At 59.0% G+C, this 13215-nt stretch carries 10 protein-coding genes and 2 pseudogenes; 7 read left to right on the top strand and 5 right to left on the bottom strand.

The features are described from left to right. The first annotated feature begins 502 nt into the window (after positions 1 to 502). The gene (locus AC0L3P_RS37925; protein ID WP_473309163.1) at positions 503 to 709 is read left to right on the top strand and encodes a cold-shock protein; all 207 of its coding nucleotides are present in this window, start codon (positions 503 to 505) and stop codon (positions 707 to 709) included. A 355-nt stretch (positions 710 to 1064) separates the two neighbouring features. After that, positions 1065 to 1976, top strand: a pseudogene (locus AC0L3P_RS37920) (transposase); the annotation flags it as partial. 406 nt (positions 1977 to 2382) lie between these two features. On the opposite strand, the gene AC0L3P_RS37915 reads toward AC0L3P_RS37920, so the two are convergent. From AC0L3P_RS37915 to AC0L3P_RS37900, 4 genes are all read right to left on the bottom strand, one after another. After that, positions 2383 to 3267, bottom strand: coding sequence for a MurR/RpiR family transcriptional regulator (locus AC0L3P_RS37915; protein WP_473309162.1), 885 nt, complete (start codon positions 3265 to 3267; stop codon positions 2383 to 2385). A gap of 446 nt (positions 3268 to 3713) precedes the next feature. Then, positions 3714 to 4811, bottom strand: coding sequence for a D-alanine--D-alanine ligase family protein (locus AC0L3P_RS37910; protein WP_473309161.1), 1098 nt, complete (start codon positions 4809 to 4811; stop codon positions 3714 to 3716). 34 nt (positions 4812 to 4845) lie between these two features. Beyond that, positions 4846 to 5364 (bottom strand): gamma-glutamyltransferase, encoded by a 519-nt coding sequence (locus AC0L3P_RS37905; RefSeq protein WP_473309160.1) that lies wholly within the window; start codon positions 5362 to 5364, stop codon positions 4846 to 4848. A gap of 428 nt (positions 5365 to 5792) precedes the next feature. Then, positions 5793 to 6845: a KamA family radical SAM protein gene (locus tag AC0L3P_RS37900; RefSeq protein ID WP_473309164.1), complete on the bottom strand. Its 1053-nt coding sequence runs from the start codon at positions 6843 to 6845 to the stop codon at positions 5793 to 5795. A gap of 668 nt (positions 6846 to 7513) precedes the next feature. Between AC0L3P_RS37900 and tnpA the strand changes: the two genes are divergently transcribed. Both tnpA and AC0L3P_RS37890 read left to right on the top strand, forming a co-directional pair. Beyond that, on the top strand, positions 7514 to 7960 hold the full coding sequence (tnpA, locus tag AC0L3P_RS37895; RefSeq protein ID WP_473309159.1) for an IS66-like element accessory protein TnpA: 447 nt from the start codon (positions 7514 to 7516) through the stop codon (positions 7958 to 7960). A 573-nt stretch (positions 7961 to 8533) separates the two neighbouring features. After that, on the top strand, positions 8534 to 9568 hold the full coding sequence (locus AC0L3P_RS37890; protein WP_473309158.1) for an alpha/beta hydrolase family protein: 1035 nt from the start codon (positions 8534 to 8536) through the stop codon (positions 9566 to 9568). Positions 9569 to 10353: 785 nt separating this feature from the next. Here the strand turns inward: AC0L3P_RS37890 and AC0L3P_RS37885 are convergent. Beyond that, positions 10354 to 10500: pseudogene (locus AC0L3P_RS37885) on the bottom strand (IMP dehydrogenase); the annotation flags it as partial. Positions 10501 to 10560: 60 nt separating this feature from the next. Between AC0L3P_RS37885 and AC0L3P_RS37880 the strand changes: the two are divergent. From AC0L3P_RS37880 to tnpB, 3 genes are all read left to right on the top strand, one after another. Then, positions 10561 to 12030, top strand: a complete 1470-nt coding sequence (locus AC0L3P_RS37880; RefSeq protein WP_473309157.1) for an MDR family MFS transporter — start codon at positions 10561 to 10563, stop codon at positions 12028 to 12030. 468 nt (positions 12031 to 12498) lie between these two features. Beyond that, positions 12499 to 12855, top strand: a complete 357-nt coding sequence (locus AC0L3P_RS37875) for a hypothetical protein (protein WP_473309156.1) — start codon at positions 12499 to 12501, stop codon at positions 12853 to 12855. Further along, a complete protein-coding gene (tnpB, locus tag AC0L3P_RS37870) occupies positions 12852 to 13052 on the top strand; it encodes an IS66 family insertion sequence element accessory protein TnpB (protein ID WP_473309155.1) in 201 nt (66 codons plus the stop codon). The genes AC0L3P_RS37875 and tnpB overlap by 4 nt, the downstream gene beginning before the upstream one ends. Positions 13053 to 13215: the final 163 nt, after the last annotated feature.

Raw genomic sequence — 13215 nt, 5'->3', positions numbered from 1 at the left:
TCAGCACCCCGAGCCTACCGGCTCAAGGGGGGCAACGCCGACCTCTTCAGAAATTCAACAGAACCCGGGACATCCCCCGCTCGAAGACCCCGGAAGAGCGTGTGGTCGTGGCGATGCGGCGGGATCGCGTCTCAGCGGTAAGCAAAGAGTCGTTCTCGGGTTCGGCGCTACGCGCAATAGGCTTCGCGTCTTGCTTGATGGTTCGAGGAGCCGATTACCTGCACGTGACCTTCGTCAACCAAGTGACGCAACAGGATGGAGGATCAGAACGATGCGATGAGCGCAGCGTACGCGGATCGCGCAAAGATCAAAACTCACCTGCGTCAAACTAGTCGGCTGTGATCAGTCTCTGGCATGTAAGCAGGATCGCCAGGCTCTCGACAGCTCAAGCGAAGTGTGCTGACGCCGAAGCAGCAGAGATTGTGCGCCAATACGCAGGTCGGTGTTGCCCGGGTGGTCTGATCTGAACTAGTCTACAGTATTGCTTTAATGGGAGACGGACGTGGCGACGGGTGTTGTAAAATGGTTCAACGCGATCAAGGGTTTCGGCTTTATTCAGCCGGATGAGGGCGGCCAAGATGTTTTTGTGCACATAAGCGCCGTCGAGCGCGCTGGCCTCTCGGACCTGCGCGAAGGGCAGACAGTCTCTTACGAGGTTAAAGTCGACCCGAAGCGGGGTAAGAGCAGCGCGGAAAATCTGCGTGTCTGATTTGTTGTTGTAGGCGCCTGACCCTCAGCCCCCCAGCCCAAGTCTGGCGCTTACCTCGGAACGACCCCAGCGCGTTACGCACTGGGGTCCTTTCAGTTCTCGTCGCGTTTCGTCGGGTCCGACAGTGGTTTTTTCGGCATCGGGCGATTGGCGATCCTTTGAAACACCCATCCGACCAATCCCGGCCAGCACGAGGACAGCTCCGGCGAGTGTCCAACCAGTGGATATTCGATGGTAGAATGCCTCGCATTCCGGCTAGTGCTCAACCCTCAGCTTCGTGAACGCAACGCTAGGAGCCTGTCCGAGTAATCGGATTGTTCTCGACGAAGAACAAGTGTCGTGATTCAAACGAGGGATGAGTAAGACATCTCGTCCATGGGACGTTGATCAAGTTTGGCTGCTGCCGCCGTCGATCCAGGATTGGTGCCTCCGGGCACGTGGCCCACTTGTCCGCGACACGGTTCGGACCGGTTTGGACCTGTCGGCGATCATGGATGTCTACGACGAGGAGCGCGGCTTTCCGCCCTATCATCCCGGCATGATGGTGGCGCTTCTTCTTTATGCGTATAGCCAGGGTATCTACTCGTCCCGACGGATCGCTCGGGGCTGCGAGGAGCGGCTGGATTTTGCGGCGGTGACGGGAATGCAGCGGGCGGATTTCCGTACGATCAGCGAGTTCCGCAAACGCCATCTGGCGGCGCTATCGAACCTGTTCCGACAGGTCTTGAAGCTGTGCCGCGAGACCGGCCTTGCGAAGCTTGGCCATGTGGCGCTCGACGGCACCAAGATCAAGGCCAATGCCGGGATCAAGGCGATGAGCTATGGCAGGATGAAAAAGGCCGAACCGAGGTTTGCAGCGGAAGTCCAACGCTGGCTCGCCGAAGCCGCCCAGACCGACAAGGCTGAGGATCGTCAGTTCGGAGCCTCCAAGCGCGGCGACGAGATCGGACTAGATGGCCAACAATGAGAAACGGCTCGAGAAGATCCGTGCCGCTAAGGCCCCCCTGGAAGCCGAAGCCAAAGCTGCCGCCGAAGCCAAAGCCGCCTCGAAGCCAGACGACGACGGCACCAGCGACGGCGGCAAGGGCCGGCCGGGGCGCAAATCCAAGCCGGCACGGCAAAGCCGAGCGACAAGGCACAACGCAACTTCACCGATCCCGACAGCCGCGTAATGCCGACCAAAAACGGCTTCATCCAGGGCTACAACGCACAGGCCGCCGTCGATGGCGCCCATCAGATCATGGTGGCGCACACGCTGACCAACTCGCCGATTGCGACAGCCGCCTGACCACTGCGCGTCCAGGAACGGCAGGTGTTCATCCAGGGTACTTTGACGGGTGCGGAAAATATCCGTACCGCCGCGGCGACTAATTTGGCGAACCAGATTGCGATTATGTCCTCTGCGGCGGATGATCTCATTGAGCGGCACTGTCGCTGACAAGCGCCGCAATTGCGGCATGGCTGTCCTGGCGCCGCAGATACCCCTGATAGCGAAGCTTTTCCGCGCAGGTCAGCAGTTTAGGATCGTGACGGTCTGGTCGCTCAGGACCCGGGAGCGACCGCCAAGCTGCGCTGACCGCACATGACAGTACATATATCGAAGGGTTGAACGTCGAGATGTCGCATCCTCATACTCAGCAAAATGGTTCTGCATCAGCGGCTCTGTCCGTGGGCTACAGCTCGCGCCTGCGCTGTCTCTGCCGGACATGAGTTTCGAATGCTGCCAGACGTGCTTCGTCAGTCTCCAATGCTTCAAGCGCGCGGCTGCCGCGCTTGGCTGCCATGAGTTCCACGAGACGCTCCGCCGCAGCGAACGCGGGAGTGACGGTGTGAAAGAACGAAGGCGTTTCGGTCCGAACCTGAATCGCCACTTCGGCAAGCTGGGCAATCGGAGATAGCTCGCTGTCAGTCAACGCGACTACTTTTGCACCGCGTGAAACCGCGAATTTGGCAGCTTGCACTGTATAGCGCGTGTACGGGCTAACTGTAACCGCCAATAGGATGTCTCCTGGACCGGCAGACCGGAGCGCATCATTATGCGTGCTCCCCATTCCGTCGATCAGCACCGTGGGCGAGCCGAGCAATGAGCTGACATAATGGATCAGATAAGCTGCAGGAAAACTTGATCGGAGGCCGAGACAAAAAATGCTTCGCGCCTCCACCATGAGATCGGCTGCGGCTGCCATCGCCGCGGATGGACGGGCGAGGTCCCTTAGATGGCCATGCAAGGCATCGATCGTATCAACGATGAGGGCGGCGGCATCACCCTCAACCTGTCGTCGTGCTTGCAATTCTTTTGCGCGCCCCGCGAAACTTTTGGCGCGTTCCCTGATGGTATTTGTGAATACCTCCTTTAAGCTGTCGAAACCATCAAAGCCGAGGCGCTGTGCAAACCGTGTTAGCGTCGCCGGAGGTACGCCTGCTCGGCGCGCCTGCTCCCTCATCGACAGCAATGCGGCCTCGGTCGGATGATCAAGCAGCCAACGTGCGGCGACCTTCATTTGTCGCGGCAGCCGCTCGTAGCCGTCCTTGATGGCACCTGCGATGGGCAACTCCATTCCGATACACTTCCCGCCGTCGCGGCCGGCCCAATTGAAGGGCCAAGTTGTGCCGCATGTCCTTGGCCCACAAGACCTTGTGACGAATTTTCGCCGCGACGGAACACGATGCCCACCGCTTGGACCATCTTGAGGGCGATCTCGGGCGTGATCACGTCTCGCACGGACGCAGACAGGTGCGGCCGGGCAGCTAATTGAGGCGCTCAAATTCAGGCGACGACACGCGCGCCGAGGATAGCTCCGTAACAGGAAACAATTCGCCCGCCCTACCGCGAGGCGCGATGGCCCGGGCTGCAATGAGCCATGTAAGGATTCGCTACTAGTGGTATTATCGCTCCTTTCTGCGCCCTTGTCGGCATCCGTCAAAGCCGCGGTAGTCTGCGCGTCACCACGTTCGAGAGCTCCAGGAGAGGGGTCCCGCTCTATTCGCCTGCGCCGACTGGCCGTCATCGCGTCGATGGATCCATGCGAGTGGCAGAGGGACAGCCGAGAGGTCCGCTAACTGACGGCGGAAAACTCCGATCATGATTCGACGCGTGTTCGGCCTTGGGGACGCCGATTCCGAAATGCCGCGTGTGGGCGACATCGAGGATGCGGCTGACCAAGCTCGAGAAGCTGTGTCCGCCGCTCGTTGCGGCCAGAACATAAGAGGTGCGTACACCGAGTGCCGCCATGGAGTTGATCTCTAGGACAAAGGGCTGGCCGGAGCGATCGATCCGAACGTCGACACGGGCATAATCGTGACACAGGCAAGCACGGAAGGTCGCGACCGAAATATCCCGCAGCATCGTCGCAAGCTTACTCCCGACTTGCGCTGGGCAAATCTTCTGCGGCTCCGCGACCACCACGTGCTTCTTGTCTTCCCAGGTGATAAGACGTGTCTCGCGGTCGCCGAAGTCCTGCTCCACCAGAGGCAACACCTCGAGCTGCTCGTTTCCCAGCAGAGCCACGCAGATTTCCCGCCCCTCGATGTATTCTTCAACGAGTGCATCCTGCGCATACTGCGTGACAATCACCTCTACGGCCTGCCTCAAGCGAGTGGGCTCATGTACAAGCTGCAATCCCAAGCTGGTGGATTCGTGACGCGGCTTCACTACGACTGGGAATCGCAGGTCGCTGGTGCTCTCGGTTCCACGACGCATCACGCGAAAGTTCGGCGTCGGCACGCCGCGATCGCGGATGAGCCTCTTGGCAATGACCTTGTCGAGCGCCAGCCCATGCCCCAAGGGGCTTGATCCGGTGTACGGAACGCCGGCCATCTCGAGCATGGCCGGAACGTGGGCGTAACGGCACTCGCCCTGAATTCCGTACGCCAAATTGAAGACCATTCCGGAGGGGCGGGCTTGTGGATCGGGGGGCATGAATCGTTCGAGTGTAGCGAGCAGTCCTTTATCGCCCTCGCACAGCAGCGTCTCATGGCCGCCCTCTTGCAGTGCCGCTACCACGCTTTCGACCGCCTCGCGGCCGTATTCCTCTGGAGCAGACTGACCGAACCGATTGATCACGCCCGTACGATCATGGTTCCACACGACGGCTACCCGCATCAGTTACTCCCTGGATGTTTGTCCACTGTCACGTTCATTCGCTCGGATTTGGTTGATCGAGGGGAATGGCTCGTCTGGATCCTGGGTGCCCGCCGGTAAGGGCCGGCCCGGCGAGCGGACTTGCTCCCTTCAAAAGACGGAAATCAAGATACTTGTTGCTCAGCGAGATGCATCCTGCAGAAAAACTTCCAACATACGTGGCAAGCTGTTCAAAGTCGCGATGATGAGAGCCGCAAACAAGAGTTGGAGGCCACCTGTCAGACCACGGGAGGGTGAAAATCCGATGGCCGCGGTAAGTCGTCGAAACCGGCTCTACCTGCGCGGGCGGAGCGCAGCTCGCTGAATGTTCTTCGGTGATAAGATCGCAGGCCGCGCGCAAATCAGCTGCGATGTGCTGGGCGATCCCGCCCGGATAGAAGTCGGTGCCGAGATCGGCTAGCCGGCGTAGCGTGGCGGCGCGCTCCGGTCCTCGAAACATGCTGCCGATGTCCGGGAGCTGACCGGTTTCCAGAAACAGCTTGCCGGCCGGCGATGGCCGCACATAATCCGCCATCCAGTGGGTTTGTCGGTGCTGCAATAGTGTTAGCCTTCTTTAATGATGCGGATAGCGGGAACTAATCAGCCTTTCCGGGTTGAGCACGTCGCATTTCCTGCTCGCGCGTCCAGTTACGGAATTAGATGGAATCGTGCGCGTGATGCCGCGCCGCTGCTCGCCATCTTTGATCGTGCCCGGCGAAGCAACTGCTGGCGCACGGGATTGTCCATCGATGGACTCCGTTCGAGCGTCGGCGAAACGGACGAACAACACGGTGTACCGCGCAGCCCCGATGTACTGGGCTCACACACGCAACCAGGGCTTCTAGCCCGGCTCCGGCGGCGGGTGGGAAAGGCATCACCACCGCTTCATACCGCTGCCACTTGGCCAGGGCTTCCTGCTTCACTCTGTCTCGGTCGATAACCAACATTGCGCGCCTTTTGATCTTATTCTTCGGGCAAATCGTCCAACCAACAGGCTCCCTCGAGGTGCGGCCGGGAAAAAATCTTTCCGATCTTCTCAGGAGTCTTGTTTTGATGATAGCGCATATACAGACGGCCATCGCCTCCGAGGTCGAGGACCTCGATCTTTCCTGTGTGATGGGACATGATGTATTTGAATGTCTTTTCAATGCCGCTGAGACGTTGGTTGATGCCGCGCGCAATCTCTACTCCGCGCTGCAGCGGAACCTGAAAATGCGATGCGCCTTTCACCGGCCTGCCCTGAAAGAGATAATATGGGCGGACGCCCATCTGGTGACACTTGGCAAAGGTCGCCGCCAAGATCCCGGGATCATCATTGACCTTCGCGAGAAGCACGGACTGGTTCAGGAACTGCACGCCCTGTGCGCACAAGGAGCGAATGTTGCGCTCCGCATCGACCGAAATTTCGCCTATGTGATCGAAATGTGTGACGATCACAGCGGTCTTACCCGCTTCACGGATCCGTCGGAATAAGGCCGGCAGAGCAGGATCCTCAAACCGGCTGGGCTCAAAGGCGACTATCTTTGTGCCGAATCGAATTGACTGCAAATGTGTGATCGGCAGCAGATGATCAAGAATTTTGTCGAGCTTGGCGGTGCTGAGCACGAACGGGTCGCCTCCCGATAGCAGCACGTTCGTCATCTCAGCATGGGCGGCAATATATTGCGTAAGTCGGGTGAAACTAGGTGCGACTTCATCGGAGTTCTTGCCGACAATGCGTTTGCGAAAGCAATAGCGGCAATATGAAGCACAACGGTCCGTTACCAGCAACAATCCCGTCTGGGCGTACTTGTGCTGAAGTCCAGGCATCACCGTGTTGTCGTGCTCACCGCTTGTATCCAGACTGCCGGGACTCTCGATCTCCTCGAATGAGGGCTCCACAACGTACTTAAGCTGGTCGTAGTAACCACTCTTGGTGATCTGTTCACGATAGAAGTTTGTGACAAGATGACGCGTCATGCTGGCGGCTTTCAGCTCACCCTCGGTGACGACGCGTGTCCCCTCAATGAAGTTCATGAGGACAGTGTGAGGCCGCGGGACCGAACCCGCAGTGTCCATCGCATTGATCTGGGTCGTTCGAGCAAGTGTCATGTGAGCTCCTCGTCGGGAGACAGTCTGTCGTCTACGAACTGTTGACGGTGTCCCAGCAATCGACGTGCCACACAAAGGTGCGTGAGAGCCTTGCTTGAAGGGGAATAAAGACGTTTCGCGCAGCGTCGGCGGAATACTTTCGTCTTAGCGTGTCGGGTAGCCAACATAGACGTCTTCAAGTGAACACAGCTGAACACGATAGCCCGAGCGGTCAACTTAGAACAGGAGATTGCTGTCAACGAACCTCGACGACCGCATAACGCAGATGAGATCAACACGGACGGGGCGGTACGTGTGGCCGTGGTACGCCTTCTGCGCGCCTATATTGCGGCGATCGGACAGAGCGACAAAGCGCGAGCGGCACGGCTAGAACGCCTTTGGGGCGAGATTGGCGAGCATCCGGTCCACACTCGAACTTACAAGATCGCCAATTTGAGAACAATAGCTCACCAGCAACGCCAATTCTTGGACGCTAATTCTGCGCGCGTAATCGGCGACTGCTGTGAGTTTAACAGTAAGCGCGAAGCCGATACCCTTGCTTCAGAGTTAGAACGAATCTGCGAAGAAGGCCTCCGGCTTGGACGGAGGTTTGGATGGGATTGGACAGCAAAAAGGACGTCTGTTTGGACGGCTCACCGTTAGGGCCGGTGAGCCGGCTGGAGGTCCTCGAAGGAGCGTCCGGACGCCGGGTGCGTTCGGAGGCTGAGAGAGCCCGGATCGTCGCCGAGAGTCTGCTACCTGGTGCCCAGGTGTCCGAGGTGGCGCGCAAGCACGGATCGACGCGCTGGCAGATCTACGATTGGCGACGGCGGTTTCGACACCGGGGCATGTTGCCGCCGTGCGAGGCGTCGCAGTCGGCATTCGCACCGCTAGTCGTGGAAAGCACGTTGGAGGAGCGTCCGGCTCCGGCGATCAAGCTTGAGATCGCGATCGGTGATGTCGTGCTGCGGACGGACACAGCCATAGATGGCGAGCAGCTGTCCCGGGTGATCCGCGCGATGCGAGCGTCACGACACGCTGCTTTGATCGCGGCGCGATGATCACGTTATCTGCCTCGCCAAATGAGCGCGCGCCGAGGTCATCAAGCAGGGGACTTCCAGGAGCTCATGAGAGCGCACATATCTCTGATAGCAAGAAGTTTGATCGTCACGGCTGCGGCTGAGCGGCTTCCGGGTCCGGCTCGGAACCATCGCGCCTGGGCTCGCTATCCGAAGGAGCGGATCGTCCTATGTCGATGCCCTTCAGGCGACGCCTACGACGCTTACGTTGCATCGTAGATAAAGTTGCGCAGCCTCGTTGGAGCGAGGGCTCTGCCGCCGTTTTTGGTGGTCTGCAGCACATAATCAGTGATGCGATGGCCTCTGCAGGGCCTTCAGGACGGTCATCGAAGAGGTGCTTGACCTCTCGCTCTCGTACATGAACGTGACCGGGCACTCTCTTTCATCCCGCGGGCGCCCCGATCTCTTTATTGGTATGATCCATCCGACTCATTTTCGAATACCGACACATACGTTGCAAACAAAAATGAGTGTGTGTTATCGTGCGGGCGAACATGATTATCCACCCTGCCGGGTTCATAGGAAGAACACGACGTTTGAAACTAGGAAGCGGGCATGAAAAACCAACGCGGAACTGGGAGTTCATTCAGCGCGGATGACATGGCCGAGCGTCTTCGGGCTATTGAGTCAGCTCTTGTCGAACAGAAGCATCGGAATGATGAAATCATCAAGCGTGTCGATGACGTCCTATGGCGGCAGTCAGTGGAAGATATCGCCAGCATTTCGAAAATCCGCTACGCCGGACCCGCACGATACGAGGAGAATCCGACCGCGCAAGCGTCCGGCAATCCGCTGGTCATGTGCGCCTACGTGTTTATCCCGAAATCTGTAGACAAAACGCTGAAGTCTCCCTTGCTTGTATTCGCACACGGTGGCGTGCATGGCAACGTGAAGTGTGACGACTACACTACAGTCATTCGCGAACTTATCGAGCAGGGATATGTTGTCGTCGCGCCGGATTATCGCGGCAGCACAGGTTACGGAAGCGGCTTTTACAATCAGATTGATTACGGCGGAAAAGAAATCGAGGACGTCTACCTCGCTGGTCAATGGATGCTGGCCCAGTATGCGTTTCTCGATCCGCGCCGCGTTGGTGTCCTTGGCTGGAGTCATGGCGGATTTCTGACGCTATGGAATATCTTCAATCACCCAGACGCGTATCGGGTCGCCTTCGCAGGAGTTCCCGTCAGTAACCTGGCGCTGCGAGCTGGCACCAAGGCAAAAGGGGCGCACGGTTATCCCATCGATGACTACGGCGCTCTCAGCAGCATAGGAAAGTCGGCTTTCGACGATGTGAACGAGTACATCAGGCGTTCGCCAGTCTACAACGCCGACAAACTCCATACTCCTCTCTTGATTCACACCGCCTCGAACGATTCCGACGTAAACGTTTTCGAGGTCCAACAGCTCATCGAGGCCCTGAAGTTTCGCGATAAGGAGTTCGAATACAAGATCTACGAGGATCCACCGGGCGAACACATCTTTGAGTTGATCGACACCGAAGTCGCACGCGACGCTCGACTTGAGATCTACCGGTTCTTGGCTCGTTACCTCGATCCACCAAAGCCGATGACGGCGGAAGCAGGTTAGTAAACCGCCGCGGCTTTAAAAAATAGTTCGTGCAGAGGTGTCGTCGCGAACAATTCGAGGAAACCGCAGAGGCGCTGCGAATACAGCGGCAAGCCGCTTTGGCGGCCCGGCAAGAGCCTGCTCCGCTTGCGGATGCATTCGATCAACAGCTTTCAACTGAAGAGAGTCAGGCGGGGCGTTCTTATGGGCATTCCGGCTAGGAGATGACGAATGTGGCGCCTCCCTTTTCCTTCTAGCTTCGGCTGAACTTTCGTCATAGGTCCGACAGCTAGCCGACACATCCGAACGGATCATGCCAATTTACTAATGTAGGACAATCGACCCGTTCAGATCAAAAAGATGGCGTTGAGATGCTTCCAAGCAACCATCGAATGCTACACTTCTGACAGTTGATCTGCGAAGCGGGTGGCACGTACCTTGCTTCGCTGATGGCGCAAACGTTGTTTTCCGAACAGATAAACCTTGTGAGGGCAACATGCTTGGAATTGTAGATAAGCTGCCGTCGTTCGAAATCACGGGAGTGCGGCCCGGCTTTCAAATGCGGCAAGACAAGGAGCAAAGCGCGTTCGAGACGCCTAGTGAAAGTAGCTTTCGCGCCAGACGGAAGATCATCTTCTACCCTAAAGACTTCCCCTTCGTCTGCCCGACCGAGATCGCCGAGTTCGCCCGGCGGTCCAAAGAATTCGCCCACTGTGATAAGGACACGCTGGGCGTGCTCGACGCACTGCACACTGACGAGCACTACCCGCGCAACCGCGAGATCGGCGACGAGACCCAGAAAGTTGCTGAGCGGCCTGCCCTTGGGGGCCGAAGTTGCGGTGGATACCCCCGGCCTGCGCCATCGCAATCGCCATGCGCGCCTCGCTGACCGTGTCCATGGCAGAAGCCATCACCAGCATCGCGCTGGTGACGCGGAGCGCAATAGCGCGTGTAGCAATTGGATGATACAGCCCTCTCGCCTGCTTTTCAGCTATCTCAGCCATCGGACGTTGATGAACAAAGAACGCCTGATCTCTCTCATCGTGGCCACTGCGCTGTTCATGGAGAACATGGATTCTACGGTGATCGCGACCTCGCTGCCGGCGATCGCCGCCGACATCGGCACCAGCCCGCTGACGCTGAAGCTCGCGATCACCTCCTATCTGCTCTCGCTCGCGGTGTTCATTCCAGCGAGCGGCTGGACTGCAGACCGTTTTGGCGCCGGCATGGTGTTTGCGATCGCGGTTGGCGTGTTCATGCTGGGCTCGGTCGGATGCGCACTGTCCTCCTCGATCGCCCATTTCATGTTCGCGCGCATGCTGCAGGGCCTTGGCGGCGCGATGATGACGCCGATAGGGGGCCTGGTGCTGCTGCGCTCGATCGACAAGAGCGCGCTGGTCAATGCGATGGCATGGGTGACGGTGCCGTCACTCATTGGCCCGGTAATCGGACCGCCGCTTGGCGGGTTCATCACCACTTATTTCTCGTGGCACTGGATCTTCCTGATCAACATCCCCGTCGGGCTGCTCGGTATTTTCATGGCGCTGAAATACATCGATCCGATCAAGAGCGAAGACCCGGAGCGTTTCGATCTCAAGGGGCTGGCGCTCGCTGGCATCGGTTTGGCCGGCATGGCCTTCGGCCTTTCGGTAGCCGGCCTGAATTTGCTGCCGTGGTCGGTCATCTCGTTACTGGTCGGCGTCGGCACCGTGTCGATGACGCTCTACATCATCCACGCGCGGCGCACCGGATCGCCGGTCTTGGATTTCGTGCTGCTACGGCTGCCGACGCTCCGCGCGGCTATTATCGGCGGCTTCATGTTCCGCCTCGGTCTCAGTGCTCCGCCGTTTCTGCTGCCGCTATTGATGCAGGTCGGCTTCGGGCTAACGCCGCTCCAGTCCGGCCTCGTGACCTTTGCCTCCGCCGTCGGCGCCATGGGCATGAAGACACTGGCCGCGCGCATCATCCGCGCCTTCGGCTTCCGCCACATGATGACCATCAACGCAGTGGTCTCGTCTCTCTTCCTCGCCGCCTGCGCCCTGTTCACGGTGACGACGCCGCTGCTCCTGATCATCATCATCTTGGTCGTCGGCGGCTTCTTCCGCTCGCTGCAGTTCACCGCGATCAACACAGTGGCCTATGCGGAGATTGAGCCGGCGCGGATGAGCCGCGCCACCACGCTGGTCAGCGTCAACCAGCAGCTCGCAGCATCAGCCGGCATCGCGGTCGGCGCCTTCTCACTCGAGACCGTACTGGCACTTCATCAGCAGACCGAGCTCACCGCAGGCGTCTTTGCGCCGGCCTTCGTCGTGGTTGCGATCATATCGGCGGCGTCATCCTGGTTCTTCTGGCAAATGCCCGACGATGCAGGCCATGAAATCTCGGGCCGCGAGGCGATCGATATCTCCTGCCGCAAGGACGCCGCCATCGCCGCCGTTAAGGTCGCGACGGAGGACACCCAGGACGGGCGGGATCAGGGCTGAGCTCAGACTCATCGGGCCAAAAGTCCCGAGCAAGCTAAACTGAACCTTATCTGGACCGCGCCTGAGCGTCGGCTCAAACCGTGAACGGCTTTTTAGGGCATTTCGGCCGCGCGCTTGCGTCCGTGGTCGAGTAGCTCAGCCATTTGGCTTTCGCCCTCACAGATCCGGGCAAGCGGATCTCCCGCACCCGGCTCTTCCCGGTGACGCTTTCAATTAACCCCAATTCTCCTCCGACCAAGGCGCCCAGCTCGATGTCGGTGTGAGGCGCGACAGCCCGCGCCACATGACCGTATATTGCCAGCGGGCGGATCGCTGGCGCGGCCGAGATAACCGCCGAGCCGGGCTATCTTGATGAGATAGCGCGAAAGCGTCTTTCTCGCTTTTGATTTGTCATTGACGAGGCGATCGAGCACGCCGATTTCGGTCGCCGTCAACGCGAGGGGGCGGTGGCGCGTCTGGAGTGGAACGGTGGAGCATCGTCATTCAGAAGACCCGCCAACTCAGGATGCAAAAGCGCGAGATCAGATTGGTCAGACGCTGGGCGGTCCTAAGCTTCGACTCCTCGGCTTTGCAGCCGGACTTAAGTATCTTGCTCAGCTTGAACGGCTTCAGGTGCCGTTCGGGCCCGAGCCGATCAGCCCTCAAAGCGAGCAATCTGGCTTTGCGCGGGTCGTCGTAGCCACTCAGGTCGAGCCGGCAGTTGCTGCCACATCGACGAGCGGGCAGATGGTGATCGTCGTTGGCAGGAATCGTCGAGTGATTGTCGACGGCAGTGTCGATGCGGCGGCGCTGGCGCGGGTGCTGCAGGTTCTGGAGCGTCGATGATACCGATCTCTTCGAACACACGGATCTGGATTGCGACCGGCCACAGCGATATGCGCAAGGGCATGCAGGGTTTGTCATTGTTGGTCCAGGAAGGCATAGGTCGTGATCCGTTTGCCGGAGATGTCTTCGTGTTCCGCGGACGCGGCGGTTCGCTGATCAAGGCCTTGTGGCACGATGGAGTTGGACTGTCGCTCTAGGCGAAGCGGTTGGACCGTGGCCGTTTTGTCTGGCCGGCGACGGTGGGCCGTGTGGTGGGGCTGAGCGCGGGGCAGGTGAGTTAATCGGGGATGTCCCGGGTTCTGTTGAATTTCTGAAGAGGTCGGCGTTGCCCCCCTTGAGCCGGTAGGCTCGGGGTGCTGA

The sequence above is a fragment of the Bradyrhizobium sp. WSM4874 genome (assembly GCF_055811835.1).
The sequence above is the reverse complement of the archived record's forward strand: the minus strand, read 5'-3'. Positions and strand labels throughout refer to the sequence as shown.

What these genes read in the sequence shown, in the direction of transcription:
- AC0L3P_RS37915 (WP_473309162.1), bottom strand. Translation starts at nt 3,267, where the DNA reads ATGGAGTTGCCCATCGCAGGTGCCATCAAGGACGGCTACGAGCGGCTG.
- AC0L3P_RS37910 (WP_473309161.1), bottom strand. Translation starts at nt 4,811, where the DNA reads ATGCGGGTAGCCGTCGTGTGGAACCATGATCGTACGGGCGTGATCAAT.
- AC0L3P_RS37905 (WP_473309160.1), bottom strand. Translation starts at nt 5,364, where the DNA reads ATGGCGGATTATGTGCGGCCATCGCCGGCCGGCAAGCTGTTTCTGGAA.
- AC0L3P_RS37900 (WP_473309164.1), bottom strand. Translation starts at nt 6,845, where the DNA reads ATGAACTTCATTGAGGGGACACGCGTCGTCACCGAGGGTGAGCTGAAA.
- tnpA (WP_473309159.1), top strand. Translation starts at nt 7,514, where the DNA reads ATGGGATTGGACAGCAAAAAGGACGTCTGTTTGGACGGCTCACCGTTA.
- AC0L3P_RS37890 (WP_473309158.1), top strand. Translation starts at nt 8,534, where the DNA reads ATGAAAAACCAACGCGGAACTGGGAGTTCATTCAGCGCGGATGACATG.
- AC0L3P_RS37880 (WP_473309157.1), top strand. Translation starts at nt 10,561, where the DNA reads ATGAACAAAGAACGCCTGATCTCTCTCATCGTGGCCACTGCGCTGTTC.
- tnpB (WP_473309155.1), top strand. Translation starts at nt 12,852, where the DNA reads ATGATACCGATCTCTTCGAACACACGGATCTGGATTGCGACCGGCCAC.